The sequence below is a fragment of the Xanthomonas sp. NCPPB 2933 genome (assembly GCF_056725225.1).
In genome coordinates this window covers 12,367-28,390 of the sequence record NZ_CM161518.1, presented here as the reverse complement: position 1 = coordinate 28,390, position 16,024 = coordinate 12,367, and the positions used below count along the sequence as shown (strand labels likewise).

Below are 16,024 nucleotides of genomic sequence, written 5' to 3'. Positions count from 1 at the left end.
TCACCCGCACTGCCGCAACTCGATCGATCGCAACACGACTCCACACATGCGTGCTTGAGAGGCCATGCGCGCACTCGGTGTACTCAACGCGCCGGCGCTACCTGCTTGCCATCGGCCTGTTTGCCCTCAGCAGAGGCAGGTGCCTGCGGATCCGCTACTGCACCCGCACCCGGCTTGCCGACCATCATGCGGTCGCGCGCGGCCTTGAATGGGTTGCCCGCATACCAGTTGGGCCAATGCTCGCCAGCGGCGACTTCCTTGCCCACGCCATACACCGCCTGCAGATCTTCGAGGGTGCCATCGAGTTTCCACGTGGCCGCATCGTACTGATCACCAGGGGCATGGTAGCGATTGCGCCCATAGTCTTCGGCGGCTGCACGTCCGGCAGCGGTGCCGCCCTCGCGCAGATCCTCGCCGCCATCGGCGTACAGCGCCGGCACCCCCGCCTTGGCGAAGTTGAAATGATCCGAGCGGAAATACGAGCCGCTCTGCGGCGTCGCCTCGGCGTGCAGCGTGCGGCCCTGCATCGCGGCGATCGGCTTGAGAATGTCTTCCAGCTCCGAGCTGCCCATGCCCACCACGGTGACATCGCGCGCGCGCCCGGCCACCGACATCGCATCCAGGTTGATCACCGCGGCAATCTTGTCCAGCGGGAAACTCGGGTTGGCCACGTAATACTTGGACCCGAGCAAACCGGATTCTTCCAGCGTCACCGCCACAAACACCACCGAGCGCGCCGGCTTGGGATCCTGATGCGCGAACGCATCGGCGATTTCCAGAATGCCGGCCACGCCGGTCGCGTTGTCCACCGCGCCGTTGTAGATGTTGTCGCCGCTCTCGCCCGGATGCTTGCCCAGGTGATCCCAATGCGCCATGTACAGCACCGCCTCATCGGCGTGACTGCTGCCCGGCAGCACGCCGACCACATTGCGTGAGGTCTTTTCGGCGATGGTGCTCTTCAGGTCCACCGACCAGCTGGCCTTCAACGGCACCGGCTTGAAGCCGCGCTTGCTGGCGTCCTTGTAGGCCTGCGCCAGGTCCAGCCCGGCGTTGGCGAACAACTGCTTGGCGGTCTCGGCGCTGATCCAGCCCTGCACCGGCAGGCGCGGGTCGGTGTCATCCTTGGCCGGCAGGTCGTATTGCGGGCCGGCCCAGGAATTCTTCACCACATCCCAGCCGTAGCTGGCGCCGGGCGTGTCGTGCACGATCAGCGCGGCGGCGGCGCCCTTGCGCGCGGCCTCTTCGAACTTGTAGGTCCAGCGCCCGTAGTAGGTCATGCGCTTGCCGTCGAACAGCTTGGCATCGCCGGTGTGAAAGCCCGGGTCGTTGACGAACATCACCACCGTCTTGCCTTTCCAATCCTGGCCGGCGTAATCGTTCCACTGCTGCTCGGGCGCATCCACGCCGTAGCCGACGAACACCAGCTCGCTGTTGTCCAGCTTGACCTCGGCCTGGCCGGTGCGCGTGCCCACCACGATGTCGGTGCCGAAGGCCAGCGCGCGGGTCTGATCGCCGCTGCGCAGGCTGGGTGCGGTGGCTGCATCGGCGGTGGTTTCCACCATCGGCACGTCCTGGAACCAGCTATCGCCATTGCCCGGTTGCAGCCCGATGCGCTGCATCTGGTCGCGGATATAGGTAACGGTCTTCTCTTCGCCCGCGGTGCCCGGACCGCGCCCTTCGAAGTCGTCCGAGGCCAGTGTCTTGACCAACTCGGCGAAGTCGCCGGTCGTCATCTCTGGCGAGAACGCATGCCGGCTGACCGGTGCGCTGGGTGCGGTATCGGCCGGGGTCTGCGCGCTGGGCGCGGCAGGTGCGTCGGCGGGCTCACGTTTGCAGCCGGCCAGGGCCAGCGTCGCGGCCAGGCACAACAGGATCTTGCGGGGCATCGGGACTCCTCGTGCGGCGAAGGTCCCCCGATTCTAGGCGCTGACTGTGGTGAGCGCGTCAGTCCTTGGGCGCCACGTCGCTGTCGAAACTGCGCGCAGTGGCGCCGGTGACCACGCCGATCCTGGCGGTGCGATGCACATACAGGCTGACCTCGCGCTCGAACTGCAGCTGCCCATCCACCACCGCATTGGGGCCGATCACCACCCGCGGCTTGCGCGATGGCTTGAACGAAAAACTGAAATTGGGCTTGGTGACCTCGATCCCGCCATGCACATGCGAGCCCACCCCCACGGTGATATCGCCATTGACGGTCTCGATGCCCTTGCCGAGCTCGGTTTCCACCAGACCGATGCTGCCGTTGACGGTTTCCACGCCGCCGCTGATCTGGCTGCCGCGCTCCACCAGAATGCTGCCGTTGACCGTCTCCAACCCGCCGGACACCACCACTTTCTGGCCCAGCGTGATCGCGCCATTGACGGTGGAGACGCCACCGGTGCGCGCGCGCTCGCCGATCTGGATGCTGCCGTTGACGGTTTCCACGCTCTTGGTCTGCGCACCGGCACCGATTTCGATGGAGCCGTTGACGGTGTCCAGGGCGCCATACGATTGGCCGGCCTCGGCGCTGATGCGGCCGTTGACCTTGCTGATGTCCTCGTTGGCCCAGGCGCTCGTGCAGACCAGGGACACCATCAGGAGAAGATGCTGGGACTTCATGCTGAACCTCGCGCGGCGGCGGCTATCTGGGGCGTGGCGGCGATCACACCATGCTTGGATACAATCGCGCACCTGCCTGAAGTCACTGGACCGTTCGTTGCTCCCTTCGCCCGCACCGCGCTCGCGCCTGCCGCTTGCCCCCGCCACCGGCCGCTCACGCGCGTGGCTGGCGGCGGCCATGCTGGCTTGCGCGCTGCTGGCTTGCACAGTGCTCGGCAGCGCCGGTGCAAGCGCGCAAAGCCAGCGCGAGGCCGAGCGCAAGCTGCAGCAGTTGCGCGATGAATTGAAGACCATCACTGCCGACCGGCGCGAACTGGAAGGCAAGCGCGGCACCGCCGCCCAGCAGCTGCGCCAGGCCGATGAAAAGGTGGCCAAGACCGCACGTGCATTGAGCGAAACCGAATCGGCGATGCGCGAGCAGGAGCAGCATCTGAGCAAACTGCAGCAGGATCGCGCGCAGTTGCAGCGCGGCCTGCAGACCCAGCGCGCGCAGCTGGCAGCGCTGTTGCGCGCCGCCGATCAGCTCGGCCGCAACGCGCCGTTGAAGGTGTTGTTGTCGCAAGACACAGTGGGCGATGCCACGCGCCGGCTGGCCGACCATCGCTACGTGCAGAACGCGCGCGCACAGCGCATCCAGGCGCTGACCACGCAGCTGGAGGCCTTGGCGAAGGTAGAACAGGACATCGCCAGCCGGCGCCAGGCACTGGATAGCGCGCGCGCGCAGCAAAAAGCGCAGGCCTCTTCGCTGCAGAAGGATCGCTCGCAGCAGGCGGTCACCGTCGCCCAGCTGGACGACCGCTACAAACAGCGCGCCGAACGCGAAAAAGCCCTGGGCCAGGACGCCAAGTCGCTGGAACAGTTGCTCGCCAATCTGCGCGCGGCCGCCGCCAAGGCCGAAGCCGAACGCCGCGCGGCCGCCAAGCGCGCCGCAGCCGAGGCCGCCGCGCAGGCAAAGCGCGCTAAAACCGATCGTCCCGATCGCCCCGACCGGCCGGGCAAGACGCCGCCCAAGGTCATCGCCAGCGCGCCGGCCCCCAAGGTCGGTGGGCTGAGCTGGCCGGTGTCGGGCAACCTGCTGGCCCGCTTCAACGCCACCTTGCCGGATGGCCACACCAGCAAGGGCGTGCTGATCGGCGCGCCCAAGGGCAGCACCGTCAGCGCCGTGGCCGATGGCACAGTGGTGTTCTCCGACTGGATGACCGGCTACGGCATGATCCTGATCGTGGACCACGGCAACGGCTACATGAGCCTGTACGCGCACAACGACACGCTGTTGCGCGATGCCGGCGCCTCGATCAAGCGCGGCGAGGCGGTGGCCAAGGTCGGCAGCTCGGGCGGGCAGGGCGTGCCGGCGTTGTACTTCGAACTGCGTCGCAATGGGCAGCCGGTGGATCCGTCGAGCTGGTTGCAGCGGCGCTGAGTGCAGGTGCGGTGAGTCGCGCGCTGCCGCGTCCCAGTGACCAGACGTGCATCGCGTTGAAGCGACCATTGAGGCGACCACTCAGGGAACCGGGACAAGCTGCTTGCGCAGCCATCGGGCGGGCGCTCCCGGTGTAGTGTGCCAATGCCCGGCAGCGCGTCTGGCCGCGTCATTGCCAGCACGATGCGCACCGCACGGCGACGCCACCGCGCATGCATCTGCGCAGTTGCAGCAGGCAACGGCAATTCAACGCGGATTTATCGCTGCTTCGCGCATAATCCAGGCGGCGCCACGTTGTGGGGCGTCTTCTCTCTTCCGGAGTGCTTCATGCGCGTAGCTGTCCTGTCCGTTGCCCTGTCGCTGGCCTTGTTCGCGTCGCCCGGTTGGGCACAGAAGGCCGGCACCGCCGCCGCCCAGGCGACTGCGGACGATCCGGAAGCCAATGAAGCCGCCGTGTCCAAGGTGCCGCTGGAAGAGATCCGCCGTTTCGTGGCGGTCTACAACGCGGTCAAGCAGGCGTATGTGGATCCGGTCGAAGACAAGAAGCTGATGCATGCCGCCGTACGTGGCCTGCTCTCGGATCTGGACCCACACAGCACCTATTTCGACAAGGAAGACGCCGAGGCCTTCGACGAACAGGCCACTGGCGCCTACGACGGCATCGGGGTGGAATTGCTGCAGCAACAGGACAATACGCTCAAGGTGATCGCGCCGATCGACGACACTCCGGCCGCGCGCGCCGGCATCCGCGCCGGCGATGTGATCGTGGCCATCGACGGCAAGCCGATCGACGCCAGCAAGGCGATGGAGCCGTTGCGTGGCGAATCCGGCAGCAAGGTCGTGCTGACCATCGTGCGCGACAAGACGCCCAAGCCGTTCGACGTCACCCTGCAGCGCGAGACCATCCGCGTGGCCAGCGTGCGCAGCAAGCTGCTGGAACCGGGCTACGGCTATATCCGCATCAGCACCTTCCAGGCCGACACCGGTGCCGACTTCCAGAAGAACCTCAAGCAACTGCAGGCCGGCGGCAAGTTGCGCGGCCTGGTGCTGGATCTGCGCAGCAATCCGGGCGGCCTGCTGACCGCCGCAGTGCAGGTGGCCGACGATCTGCTCGACAAGGGCAACATCGTCAGCACCCGTGGACGTATTTCGATCAGCGATGCCAAGTTCGACGCCACCCCGGGCGATCTGCTCGGCGGCGTGCCGGTCATCGTGCTGGTGGACGCCGGCTCGGCCAGCGCCTCAGAAGTGCTGGCCGGCGCGCTGCGCGACAACCAGCGCGCGCGCATCATCGGCAGCCGCACCTTCGGCAAGGGCTCGGTGCAGACCGTGCTGCCGCTGGATAACGGCGACTCGGTCAAGCTCACCACCGCGCGCTATTACACGCCCAGCGGCAAGTCGATCCAGGCCAGCGGCATCGTGCCGGAAGTGCTGCTCACCCCGGAACCGCAACCGGGCGACGCCGACCTGCCGGCCAGCCTGACCGACTACAGCGAAGCCACCTTGCCCGGCCATCTGCGTGGCGATGCCGAGGGCGAAGAGGGCTATAGCGCCGGCGACGTACTGCCGGGCGATGGCCCGATCGCCGCCGCATTGGCCGAACTCAAGCAGCCCGGCTCGGCCGCCAAGGCCCAAGCCGCGCTCAAAGCCAAGGCGCAGGCAGCACAGAAGGCCAAGGCCGCCAAGACAGCAGCCGAACCCAAGCCGGCAGCAGCGCGTCCGGCGACCGGCGACAAGCCCAAGGCCACCGACAAGCCCACCGAACCGGCTGAAAAAGCCAAGCCAGCGGCGCCAGCCGAACCGACCGCGCCTGCGGAAAAACCCAAACCGGCCGAACCGGTCAAGTGATCCGGACACGGCGCAGCGGGTGAGCTACACCCGCTGCGCACTCGGCGCGATCGGTGTGCGCTGGCACTGCAACGCCATCTGCCCGCACACCTCGATCACCCGGCAACCGTAGCGCTGACCGGATGTAACGTCACGCAACAAGCCGTGCCGCAGCGCGAATGCTTTTGTAGGAGCGACCTTGGTCGCGAGAAGCCTTCCCGAACGCGATCACCACTCAAACAACCGCTATCGCGCAATCGCCAACGCCTCGGGATTGACCAGATTGCGCGGCGTGCCTGCGGCAAACGCCAGCACATTGTCGAATGCCGCTTCGAAGTACAGCGCGTAGCTGTCGCGTTCCACATAGCCCAAATGCGGCGTCGCCAACACGCGCGGGTGCTGCAGCAACGCATCGCGCGCATCCAGCACCGGCTCACGTTCGAACACATCCATCGCCGCCTGCGCCGGACGGCCGGCGTCCAACGCGGCCAACAGCGCACCTGGCGCAATCAATTCGGCGCGGCTGGTGTTGACCAGCAAGGCATCGCGGCGCATGCGCGCCAGATCGTCCACGGTCACCTGATGGCGTGTCTGCGCGCTCAGGCGCCGATGCAGCGACAGCACATCGCTGCGTTCGAACAGGTCCTCGCGGCTGGCGGCGATCTCGAACCCATCGCGCGCGGCCTGCGCGCAAGAGGCTTCGCCGCCCCACACCAGCACCTGCATGCCGAACGCACGCCCGAAGCCGGCCACGCGCTGGCCGATCCGCCCATAACTCCAGATGCCCAAGGTGCGCCCGTGCAGCACGCGTCCCAACCCGGGATCACCCAGCGCCTGCCAGCGGCCCTGATGCAGCGCGCGCTGGTACTCGGTCAGCCGCCGGCTGGCCGACAGGATCAAGGCCCAGGTCAGCTCGGCCGGCGCCACCGGCGAGCCGACGCCTTCGGCCACTGCCACCCCGAACTCGGTGCACGCGGCCACATCCACATGTGCGCCCACCCGCCCGGTCTGGCTGATCAACTTGAGCCGCGGCAAACGCCGCAGCAGCGTGGCGTCCGCGCGGGTACGCTCGCGAATCAGCACCAACGCATCGGCTTCCACCAGCCGCTCGGCCCATTCGTTGGGATCGGTAGCCAGCGCACCCAGCACCTGTACATCGTGCCCTTGCAACCGCTGCAAACAGGGCAGCTGGCGGACGGCGCCCTGGTAATCGTCGGGCACCAGGATCCGCATCAGCGCGGTTTGGTCGGCAGCGGGAACGGCGTGACCACCTTGTCGCCGGTGGTGGCATCGCGGATCACCGACTGGCCTTTCTTCTCGACCTCTTCGATGCGCACGATGCTCTGCATCGGCAGGTGCAGCGTCTTGGTATTGCCGAACTCTTCGCGCAACCGTTCTTCGGTGGGATCCACCACCAACCCGTCGTGCACGTCGAACACCAGCTCGCCGATCTGGTTGAAGCCCCACAGATGGCTGCTGGTGACCTCACGCGCGTAAAGCTCGTACACCTTGCCATGATTGAGGAAGGTGACTTTGTACAAAGGCTTGACCATGCCGGCGATTATAGGCGCGCCAGCACGGCCGAGGCAGCGCAACCGGTCACTGCCAGAACGCAACGCCTGCGTCAGCGTCGTGGGGCTGTCCACCACGCGTCGCTCGCCGCGTTAGAACCCGTGGCGCTTGCGCAGCCGCCGTGCGATCGCCGCGCGCACGTACAGGCCATAGACGATGCCGAACACAAAACCGGCGATATGCGCCGACCACGCCACCATGCCGAACGCCGGGCCGATATAGGCGAACACCACCTGCAGCATCGCCCACACCCCGATCAGCAACGGCGCCGGCACCCGGATGAATTCCAGAAACACTCCCAGCGGCAGCACCACGCCCAGCTTGGCGCCGGGAAACAGCGCCAGATAGGTGCCGATCAATGCCGACACCGCGCCCGAGGCGCCGATGATCACCCGGTCCGGCGTGCCGATCGCAAAGATCGCCGCCAGGTTGGAGGCCGCGCCGCCGACCAGAAACAGCAGCAGCAACCGCCACGGCCCCAGAATGCGCTCAGCCGGCAGCCCGAAGATCAGCAAGAACACCAGGTTGCCGAGCAGGTGCGACCAGTCCGCATGCAGGAACAGCGCGGTGAACAGCCGCAGCACGCTGCCGTCGCGCAGGGTCGCCCACCAATCGCCCAGGTTGGAGACGCCGCTGGACAGCGCGCCCCAGTCCAGCCACAGCGTGTTGCGCGCCTCGCCCGGCCGGCTGATCGACCACAGGTAGGCCAGCCAGACGGTTGCGAACAGCAACGGCACCGCCCAGCGGGGGGTAGGTTTCTTGCGGGAGGGGAGAGAGACGAACATCGGAGTGGCACTCTAGCGGGTTCACGCTCCTGAACCCATCCCCAACCTGTCCAGCCAGCCAAAACGCACTTCGTTATTGTTCGGTTAATCGTCGTGGTTATACTGCGTACGGCGTCGTATGTCGGGGGGGGGTCTCCGGCGCGCTCCAGCCGCTGTTTGGCGCTGGGCGCGGGCGCTGTACCAACCACTGCAGTCTTTATCCGGAGAGCAACAACTTATGTCTACCGCTTCCACTCTCAGCCGCGCCACCCTGTTGGCCGTTGGTATCGCCGGTGTGCTGGCCGTTGGCCAGGCCCACGGCGCCGCGTTCCAGCTGAAGGAAAACAGCGCCAAGGGTCTTGGCCGCGCCTTCGCCGGTTCCGGCAGCGCCCCCGATGACGCCTCGATCATCGCCAACAACCCGGCCGGCATGCGTCAGCTCGACGGTCGCCTGTTCCAGGCCGACGTCAGCGCCATCAGCTTCTCGGCCAAGTTCCAGCCTGAAAGCGGCAACTACGCCAACGGCGCCCCGGTCTCCGGCGGCAATGGCGGCGACGCCGGCATGATCGCGCCGGTCCCGGCGATGTACTTCCATGTGCCGTTCGGCGAGAACGACAACATGCACCTGGGTACCTCGCTGACCGTGCCGTTCGGCTTCAAGACCGAATACGACCGCGACTGGGTCGGCCGTTACCACGGCACCAAGACCGAGTTGCAGGCGATCGACTTCAACGTCGCCTTCTCCTACGACGTGAATCCTTACGTGTCCTTCGGCGCCTCGGTGTTCGCCGAGCGTCTGGATATCGACCTGGCCAACGCGGTGGATTTCGGCAGCGTGCTAGCTGCGCGTCGCGTGCCGGGCTTCGCCCCGGGTAGCGCCGACGGTTACTCGCGCATCAAGGGCGACAGCACCGAAGTGGGCTTCACCCTCGGCGGCTTGTTCAGCATCGACGAAAACACCCACATCGGCTTCAGCTACCGCTCGGAAGTGGAGCACAAGATCACCGACGGCGATGCCGACTTCACCACCCCGCCTAATGCTGCTGCGGTGCTGGGCGTCGCCGCACCGGGCACCTTCGTCGACACCAAGGGCCGCGCCACCGTCAAGCTGCCGGCCAGCGCCACCGCCAGCTTCACCCACAACGTGAACGAGCAGTGGTCGATCATGGCCGACGTCACCCGCACCGCCTGGAGCAAGTTCGACCAGGTGACGGTGGACTTCGCCTCCAACCAGCCCGACAGCGTGCTGGACTTCTCCTACCGCGATACCACCTTCGCCTCGATCGGTGCCGACTACCGCATGAGCGACACGCTGACCCTGCGTGGCGGTGTGGCGTACGACCAGACCCCGACCACCGCCGAGCACCGTGACGTGCGCGTGCCGGATGCGAGCCGCAAGTGGGTTTCGCTGGGTCTGAGCTGGCGTCCGTCGCAGCAGGCCGAATACAACTTCGGTTACACCCACCTGTTCACCAGTGACCCGACCAGCGACACACGCAGCGCCACCGGCGACCGTCTGGTTGGTAGCTACAAGGTGAAGGGCGACGTGCTGGCCGCTTCGATCAACTACAAGTTCTGATCGACGCTTCCCGGTACGCGTGATGAAAACCCCGCTTCGGCGGGGTTTTTCTTTTGCGGTCGTGCATGCACTGCAGCCGCATACAGTGCCTTGTCGGAGCGCAGCATCGTCATTCGTCATCGACAGGGATAGGGACAGCGACGGGGGAACAGCGCCGTGCGGAATTTCCACGCTTGGCCTTGGCATCCACTCATCCTGCTGATCAGCCAAACACGCAAGGCTAGCGAGTTGCTTCGAACCATTGCATCGAACCGAAGCTCTTGAATCTGCCATGTGGCGCGGCGAAACGATTCAAGTGGGGGTGCGATCGAGGCACCAACTGTGCAGGCCGATGTCGAGGTTGCTATCGTCATGGCATGGACCAACCTGACTTCATCCAGATCACCGACAATGCGGTGTCGCGGCAGGATTGCGCCGCCATCGTGCAACGCATGCGCGACAGCCAGCAGCTGCAACCCGGGCGCGTCGGCAGCGGCGTGTTTCCCGAACTCAAACACAGCCGCGATCTGCGCATCAGCGGCATGTCCGAGTGGACGGAGGTGGAAAACCGCTTGCAACAAGCAGTATTCGAAGGCCTGCTCAGCTATCTGCGGCGCTATCCGCAAGCGTTGATCTCGCCGCTGATGCTGCAGGTCACCACCGAGGACGGCAGCCCGCATCGCCTGGTTGCCGAAGACATCGTGCAGATGAGCGATCAGGCGTTGGGCGATCTGGCGCGCACCTGCCTGCGCCCGGCAGCGATCAATCTGCAGTGGTACGCCGCCGACCAGGGCGGTTATCCGTACTGGCATTGCGAGCTGTATCCGCGCGATGCCAGCGCCGAAACGCTGCACCGCCATTTGCTGTGGACGCTCTACCTCAACGAGGAGTTCGAGCAAGGCGAAACCGAATTCCTGTTCCAACAGCGCAAGGCCCGCCCACGCACCGGCAGCCTGCTGATCGCTCCCACCGCATTCACCCACACCCACCGCGGCAACCGCCCGGTCGGCGGCGACAAGTTCATTGCGACGAGCTGGATTTTGTTTCAGTCGGCGCAGGCGCTGTACGGCGGGGATGCGTGATTGGGGATTCGGGATTCGCAAGAGCGGGCACTGAAGTGCTGCTGCTGTTACGCATCCCTAATCCCAACTGCCGAATCACAGCTGCTCTTACAAATCCCCAATCCCGAATCACAAATCCCCGCCCCTAAAACAACTGCCCCTGCGGCGACTCCTTGACCGGCTTGACCGGCGGAGCAGGGCGCCGAAACTTCCCTGTGTCCAACGGCGGCATCTGGCGTGCATCGAAACCGGCGCGGCGGTGGGCCAGCGCGAAGCGTCTCGCCAGCAGATCCGCATACACGCCTTGTCCGCGCATGCGCGTGCCGAAGGCGCTGTCGTAATCCTTGCCGCCGCGCAGCTGCTGGATCGTGCTCATCACATGCTCGGCGCGTTGTGGATGATGGGTCTGCAACCAGTCGCGGAACAGCGGCGCCACTTCGTGCGGTAGCCGCAGCAATACGTAGCCGGCACTGTCCGCGCCAGCATCGGCGGCGGCCTGCAGGATCGCTTCCAGTTCGTGATCGTTGATCCACGGAATCACCGGCGCGGCCATCACCCCGACCGGCACGCCGGCCTCGTGCAATGCACGCATCGCGCGCAGGCGTGCATGCGGCGCGGACGCGCGCGGTTCGAGCTTGGCCGACACGTGCGGGTCGAGCGTGGTCACCGAAAAATACACGTTGACCAGCCCCTCGCGCGCCAGCGGCGCAAGCAGATCCAGATCGCGCGTCACCAATGCGTTCTTGGTGATCAGCGTGAACGGATGCCGCGCCTCCCACAGCACTTCGATCAATTGCCGCGTCAGCGCGTGCTTATGTTCGATCGGCTGATACGCATCGGTGTTGATGCCCAATGCGATCGGGCTGGGTACATAGCTGGGCCGCGACAACTCGCGCCGCAACACCTCCGGCGCATTGGTCTTGGCGAACAACTTTGTCTCGAAATCCAGTCCGGGCGAGAGATTGAGATACGCATGCGAGGGCCGCGCAAAGCAGTAGCTGCACCCATGCTCGCAGCCTCGATACGGATTCACCGATTGCGAGAACCCGATATCCGGCGATTGATTGCGGCTGATGATGCTGCGCGCGGTTTCCTCGGTGACCTGCGTACGCAATGCCGGCGCGGCAAACTCCTCGCTGTCGTCCGCGTACCAACCATCGTCCACCGCCTGCTGGGTGGTAGTTTCGAAGCGTCCGGGCAGGTGGCCGGTTGCACCCCGACCCTTGATTGCAGTTGCCATCGCGCCATCGTACGTCCGGCAGATCTCACATGCCGCGACGACGCAAGCAACACGATGCGGCGTTCAGACCCGTGCTCCGCCATTGCGTTGGCCGCTTGGTCATCGCAGTAAAGCGTGCGGGCCGTAGAATCCGCGCATGCTCGCATCTGCACAGGGCGCGTGGGACTGGCTGGCCACCATTCCCCACCTCGAAGCGCTTCTCCTCGCCGCCTACGTGCTGTACCTGCTGTGGATCGCCAGCTGGATCGTGCTGCAGAAGCGCGAGCCGGTGGCCACGCTGAGCTGGGTGCTGTCGCTGGCCGCGCTGCCGTATCTGGGCCTGCTGATCTATTACTGGCTCGGCCCGCAGAAGGTCAAACGCCAGCGCCTGCGCCGCGGCCGTTCGCGCTCGGGCATGGAAAGCTACGACAGCGTCTGCCCACCCGATGCCGACTGCACCGAGCTGGCCAAGATCGCCCAGTCCACCACCGGCCTGGCGCCCAGCAGCGCCACCGAAGTGCATTGGCTGGTCGACGGCGCGGCCACCTACGCCGCCATCATCGAAGCGATCGGTCACGCGCGCGACCACATCCATCTGGAGTACTACATCTTCCAGCCGGACCGCAGCGGCACCGCGATCTGCGAGGCTTTGATGGAACGCGCGCGCGCCGGCGTCAAGGTGCGCTTGTTGCTGGATGCGGTGGGCTCTTCAGCGATGACGCGGCGCAGCCTGCGCACGCTGCGCGAGGCCGGGGTGGAGACCGCCTGGTTCCATCCCTCGCAGCTGCTCAAGCCGTTCAAGCGGCCGTGGCTGAACCTGCGCACCCACCGCAAGGTGATCGTCATCGATGGGCGGATCGGTTTCACCGGCGGCATCAACGTCACCGACGACGAGAACGAGCAGGTGCGCAGCGACGCCTACCGCGATCTGCACGTGCGTCTGCAAGGCCACGTGGTGCGCAGCCTGCAGCTGGTGTTCCTGGAAGACTGGCTCTACGCCACCCGGCAGGGCCGCCCGGCCTTCCACGGTCAACAGCTGTGGCCGGAGGATGTGCCAACCCGCGCGCAAGGCGATGTCGATGCGCAGGTGCTGGTGTCGGGGCCGGATTCGTCGTGGGAGGCGATCCACCGGCTGATGGTCGCCGCGATCCACGAAGCCAGACATCGGGTTTGGCTGGTGACGCCGTACTTCGTTCCCGGCGAAGCCGCGCGCATGGCGCTGACCTCGGCCGCATTGGGCGGCCTGGACGTGCGCCTGCTGGTGCCGCGCGTCAGCGATTCGCGCCTGGTCACCTACGCGGCGCGCTCGTATTTCGACGAACTGCTCGAAGCCGGCGTGCGCATCTACGAATACGGCCCGCGCATGCTGCACACCAAGGCGCTGCTGGTCGACGATGAGATCAGTATCGTCGGCAGCGCCAATTTCGATAGCCGCAGCTTCCGCCTGAATTTCGAGTTGTCGATGCTGTTCCGCGACCAGGCGGTGGCGGCAGAACTGGCGGGGCTGATCGGCAGCGACCTGGAAAAAGCCCAGGAGGTGCGCTTCGTACGCCGCCGCCCCCTGTGGCGCTCGCGCCTTCCCGAAGCCTTCGCACGGCTGCTGTCGCCGCTGCTCTGAATCGCACACACCGCGCCCACGTGGAACCGCACCGGGCGCGGCGCTACACTGCCGCCACTCATTGGGGAGCTCGTCATGCACTGGCTGTTTCTGCTTATGGCACTGGGTGCGCTGGTGCTGGCTTTCAGCACGCCGCACGTATGGTTGCTGGTGGTCTCGCTGCTGGTGGCATTGCTGCTGCTGCTGCTGTGGACGCGCGGCTGGTTCGCATCGCGCATGGACGATACCCAGCGCGATACCAGCAGCATGATCGACCCGGCAGAACTGCGCCGCCTGCGCGAGATCGCCGAGGCCCGCAAGGCGGCCGCACTCACCGCCACGCGCGATGGCGAGCCGCAGGTCTGAGAGCGATGTTGTGACTACCCAGCTCAGCGTCAACGTCAACAAGATCGCGGTGCTGCGCAATTCGCGCGGCGGGCACGACCCCGATGTCGTGCAGGCCGCACGCATCTGCATCGCGGCCGGCGCGCACGGCATCACCGTGCACCCGCGCCCGGACCAGCGGCATATCCGCGCCGACGACGTGCTGGCACTGAGCGCGCTGACACGCGAGCACGCGGTCGAATTCAATATCGAAGGCAATCCGTTCGCGCCACCGCGCGACGGTTATCCGGGGCTGCTGGAGCTGTGTCGCCTCACGCGCCCCGAGCAGGTCACCCTGGTGCCCGATGGCGACGGGCAACTAACCTCCGACCACGGTTTCGACTTTTCACAGGACCCCGCACAGCTCGCTGCGCTGATTGCCTCATTCAAGGCGATTGGTGCGCGCGTCAGTCTGTTCGTGGATGCCGGTAATGCCGAGATCGCGCAGGCGGCGGTGCTCGGTGCAGACCGCATCGAGTTGTACACCGGCCCATATGCGCAGGCGCATCTGAGCGGGCAGCCAGACGCTGCATTCGGGCTGTTTGCCGGAGCCGCGCAACGTGCCAGCGCCGCAGGTCTGGGCATCAATGCCGGGCATGATCTGTCGCAGAACAACCTTGGCGATTTTCTCAAGGCTGTCCCCGGCGTGCTCGAAGTCTCGATCGGCCACGCGCTGATCGGCGAAGCCTTGTATAGAGGTCTGGATGCGACTGTGCGTGCGTATCTGGAGATACTGCGCAATTCGTCGATTGGCGCTTGAGAGATTCAATCGAATAAGCGCTTTTGTCGAAATCAATCCGCTTACCGCGAATCTGGGTGCGAGCGGTGCTTGAGGCTGCAGATCACACGCGACTCCTGCGCGCCGTCTTGACGGCTGATGACCGCTAGCTACATTTTGTCAGTAGCTCTAAAGCTGCTGCACATTATGAAGACCATTATCTGCATCGGAGCAGAGTTTCTCTGCCCCGATGCACGATTCACCCCATTATTTACTGCATAAAGCTGATGCGATCGGCCTGCGCGTTCTTTGCCGCAGCCAATACCTTGGCCATCACTGCATATTCCGCATCTGCACTGACGGTAATCCGCAGTTCCGGCTGATTTCCAGCTGTTTCGCGCATCTGTTCAATTAACCGGGGCTGCAACTCCTGCAGCGTCACCGGGCTGGCATTCCAGAATACCTGGCCGTCCGCATCCACACGCAATGCGATCGGCGCAGGCGGCTCCAACTGTCGCTGCGGTTGATCGCTGCGCTGTGGCAGATCCACCGTGATCGTTCGCGTCAGCATCGGCGCGGTGACGATGAAGATAATCAACAACACCAACATGACATCCACCAGCGGCGTGACATTGATCTCCGCAAGCGGTCCCCGATTACCTGTTGTACTGAAAGCCATGGCATGCCTCCTGTGCTGTGAGCGTGGGTGCAGCACGATCGAGCATACACCTGGCCGGATATGACAGAAGGGTAGGGCGGCGGCAGGCAACACGCTCCTCGACCCCCGAGCCGAAGCGTCGCGCTGCGAATCGATCACGCATAAAAAAACGCCACCGTTTCCGGTGGCGTTTGCAGTCGCGTCATGACTGTTGTGTTGCGTCTTGCGATGTCTTACTGCATGAAGCCGATTTTCTTCATCTGCGAGTTCTTTGCCGCAGCCAGGACTTTGGCCATCACCTCGTACTCCGCGTCCTGGTTCGCATCGATGCGCAGTTCCGGCTGGTTGGTCGGATCGCTGGCGATCACTTCTTCCATCTTCTGCTGCAACTGAGCCACCGGCACTGGACTGTTGTTCCAGAACACCTGGTTGCTGGCGTCGATCCGCAACTCGATCGGCGGCGGCGGTTCGGTCGTCTGCGGTGGCGGGTTGAGTACCCGCTGCGGCAGATCCACGGCGATCGGGTAGGTCATGATCGGCGCGGTCACGATGAAGATGATCAGCAGCACCAACATCACGTCCACCAGGGGCGTGACGTTGATATCGGCCATCGGGCCACGGTTTCCACCGGTACTGAATGCCATG

General features: G+C 65.3%; 15 protein-coding genes. 7 read left to right on the top strand and 8 right to left on the bottom strand.

The window, feature by feature from the left end:
• Positions 1 to 83: 83 nt before the first annotated feature.
• Both AC1PLU_RS00125 and AC1PLU_RS00120 read right to left on the bottom strand, forming a co-directional pair.
• Positions 84 to 1,886: a M28 family metallopeptidase gene (locus AC1PLU_RS00125; protein ID WP_481107328.1), complete on the bottom strand. Its 1,803-nt coding sequence runs from the start codon at positions 1,884 to 1,886 to the stop codon at positions 84 to 86.
• Positions 1,887 to 1,944: 58 nt separating this feature from the next.
• A complete protein-coding gene (locus AC1PLU_RS00120; RefSeq protein ID WP_481107327.1) occupies positions 1,945 to 2,601 on the bottom strand; it encodes a DUF4097 family beta strand repeat-containing protein in 657 nt (218 codons plus the stop codon).
• A gap of 97 nt (positions 2,602 to 2,698) precedes the next feature.
• Between AC1PLU_RS00120 and AC1PLU_RS00115 the strand changes: the two genes are divergently transcribed.
• Positions 2,699 to 4,021: a murein hydrolase activator EnvC family protein gene (locus AC1PLU_RS00115; RefSeq protein WP_481107326.1), complete on the top strand. Its 1,323-nt coding sequence runs from the start codon at positions 2,699 to 2,701 to the stop codon at positions 4,019 to 4,021.
• 327 nt (positions 4,022 to 4,348) lie between these two features.
• Positions 4,349 to 5,869, top strand: a complete 1,521-nt coding sequence (locus AC1PLU_RS00110; RefSeq protein ID WP_176340407.1) for a S41 family peptidase — start codon at positions 4,349 to 4,351, stop codon at positions 5,867 to 5,869.
• A 225-nt stretch (positions 5,870 to 6,094) separates the two neighbouring features.
• Here the strand turns inward: AC1PLU_RS00110 and AC1PLU_RS00105 are convergent, their stop codons facing one another.
• The 3 genes from AC1PLU_RS00105 to AC1PLU_RS00095 all read right to left on the bottom strand — a co-directional run bounded on the left by AC1PLU_RS00105 (position 6,095) and on the right by AC1PLU_RS00095 (position 8,205).
• The gene (locus tag AC1PLU_RS00105; protein ID WP_481107325.1) at positions 6,095 to 7,081 is read right to left on the bottom strand and encodes a D-2-hydroxyacid dehydrogenase family protein; all 987 of its coding nucleotides are present in this window, start codon (positions 7,079 to 7,081) and stop codon (positions 6,095 to 6,097) included.
• The gene (locus AC1PLU_RS00100; RefSeq protein ID WP_006452242.1) at positions 7,081 to 7,401 is read right to left on the bottom strand and encodes a DUF1820 family protein; all 321 of its coding nucleotides are present in this window, start codon (positions 7,399 to 7,401) and stop codon (positions 7,081 to 7,083) included. Before AC1PLU_RS00100 ends, AC1PLU_RS00105 begins: the two co-directional genes overlap by 1 nt.
• 111 nt (positions 7,402 to 7,512) lie before the next feature.
• The gene (locus AC1PLU_RS00095; RefSeq protein WP_023901941.1) at positions 7,513 to 8,205 is read right to left on the bottom strand and encodes a rhomboid family intramembrane serine protease; all 693 of its coding nucleotides are present in this window, start codon (positions 8,203 to 8,205) and stop codon (positions 7,513 to 7,515) included.
• Positions 8,206 to 8,422: 217 nt separating this feature from the next.
• On the opposite strand from AC1PLU_RS00095, the gene AC1PLU_RS00090 reads away from it, so the two are divergent.
• Positions 8,423 to 9,763, top strand: a complete 1,341-nt coding sequence (locus AC1PLU_RS00090) for an outer membrane protein transport protein (RefSeq protein WP_481107324.1) — start codon at positions 8,423 to 8,425, stop codon at positions 9,761 to 9,763.
• A gap of 356 nt (positions 9,764 to 10,119) precedes the next feature.
• Positions 10,120 to 10,824, top strand: coding sequence for a 2OG-Fe(II) oxygenase (locus AC1PLU_RS00085; RefSeq protein ID WP_481107323.1), 705 nt, complete (start codon positions 10,120 to 10,122; stop codon positions 10,822 to 10,824).
• Positions 10,825 to 10,948: 124 nt separating this feature from the next.
• Here AC1PLU_RS00085 and AC1PLU_RS00080 read toward each other — a convergent pair whose 3' ends face one another.
• Positions 10,949 to 12,043, bottom strand: a complete 1,095-nt coding sequence (locus tag AC1PLU_RS00080) for a PA0069 family radical SAM protein (protein WP_481107322.1) — start codon at positions 12,041 to 12,043, stop codon at positions 10,949 to 10,951.
• A gap of 136 nt (positions 12,044 to 12,179) precedes the next feature.
• Between AC1PLU_RS00080 and cls the strand changes: the two genes are divergently transcribed.
• From cls to AC1PLU_RS00065, 3 genes are all read left to right on the top strand, one after another.
• The gene (gene cls / locus AC1PLU_RS00075) at positions 12,180 to 13,640 is read left to right on the top strand and encodes a cardiolipin synthase (RefSeq protein ID WP_205393100.1); all 1,461 of its coding nucleotides are present in this window, start codon (positions 12,180 to 12,182) and stop codon (positions 13,638 to 13,640) included.
• A gap of 75 nt (positions 13,641 to 13,715) precedes the next feature.
• A complete protein-coding gene (locus AC1PLU_RS00070; protein WP_481107321.1) occupies positions 13,716 to 13,985 on the top strand; it encodes a hypothetical protein in 270 nt (89 codons plus the stop codon).
• A gap of 10 nt (positions 13,986 to 13,995) precedes the next feature.
• Positions 13,996 to 14,763 (top strand): pyridoxine 5'-phosphate synthase, encoded by a 768-nt coding sequence (locus tag AC1PLU_RS00065; RefSeq protein ID WP_481107320.1) that lies wholly within the window; start codon positions 13,996 to 13,998, stop codon positions 14,761 to 14,763.
• Positions 14,764 to 14,992: 229 nt separating this feature from the next.
• Here AC1PLU_RS00065 and AC1PLU_RS00060 read toward each other — a convergent pair whose 3' ends face one another.
• Together AC1PLU_RS00060 and AC1PLU_RS00055 are read right to left on the bottom strand one after the other, a co-directional pair.
• Complete coding sequence (locus AC1PLU_RS00060; protein WP_481094692.1) at positions 14,993 to 15,400, bottom strand: ExbD/TolR family protein; 408 nt, start codon at positions 15,398 to 15,400, stop codon at positions 14,993 to 14,995.
• A gap of 212 nt (positions 15,401 to 15,612) precedes the next feature.
• Positions 15,613 to 16,023, bottom strand: coding sequence for an ExbD/TolR family protein (locus tag AC1PLU_RS00055; protein WP_023901933.1), 411 nt, complete (start codon positions 16,021 to 16,023; stop codon positions 15,613 to 15,615).
• Position 16,024 lies beyond the last annotated feature (1 nt).

Bases quoted from the DNA above. Each gene is read 5' to 3' on its own strand.
- AC1PLU_RS00110 (WP_176340407.1), top strand. From the start codon at position 4,349: ATGCGCGTAGCTGTCCTGTCCGTTGCCCTGTCGCTGGCCTTGTTCGCG.
- AC1PLU_RS00125 (WP_481107328.1), bottom strand. From the start codon at position 1,886: ATGCCCCGCAAGATCCTGTTGTGCCTGGCCGCGACGCTGGCCCTGGCC.
- AC1PLU_RS00120 (WP_481107327.1), bottom strand. From the start codon at position 2,601: ATGAAGTCCCAGCATCTTCTCCTGATGGTGTCCCTGGTCTGCACGAGC.
- AC1PLU_RS00055 (WP_023901933.1), bottom strand. From the start codon at position 16,023: ATGGCATTCAGTACCGGTGGAAACCGTGGCCCGATGGCCGATATCAAC.
- AC1PLU_RS00105 (WP_481107325.1), bottom strand. From the start codon at position 7,081: ATGCGGATCCTGGTGCCCGACGATTACCAGGGCGCCGTCCGCCAGCTG.
- AC1PLU_RS00070 (WP_481107321.1), top strand. From the start codon at position 13,716: ATGCACTGGCTGTTTCTGCTTATGGCACTGGGTGCGCTGGTGCTGGCT.
- AC1PLU_RS00085 (WP_481107323.1), top strand. From the start codon at position 10,120: ATGGACCAACCTGACTTCATCCAGATCACCGACAATGCGGTGTCGCGG.
- AC1PLU_RS00090 (WP_481107324.1), top strand. From the start codon at position 8,423: ATGTCTACCGCTTCCACTCTCAGCCGCGCCACCCTGTTGGCCGTTGGT.
- AC1PLU_RS00080 (WP_481107322.1), bottom strand. From the start codon at position 12,043: ATGGCAACTGCAATCAAGGGTCGGGGTGCAACCGGCCACCTGCCCGGA.
- cls (WP_205393100.1), top strand. From the start codon at position 12,180: ATGCTCGCATCTGCACAGGGCGCGTGGGACTGGCTGGCCACCATTCCC.
- AC1PLU_RS00095 (WP_023901941.1), bottom strand. From the start codon at position 8,205: ATGTTCGTCTCTCTCCCCTCCCGCAAGAAACCTACCCCCCGCTGGGCG.
- AC1PLU_RS00060 (WP_481094692.1), bottom strand. From the start codon at position 15,400: ATGGCTTTCAGTACAACAGGTAATCGGGGACCGCTTGCGGAGATCAAT.
- AC1PLU_RS00100 (WP_006452242.1), bottom strand. From the start codon at position 7,401: ATGGTCAAGCCTTTGTACAAAGTCACCTTCCTCAATCATGGCAAGGTG.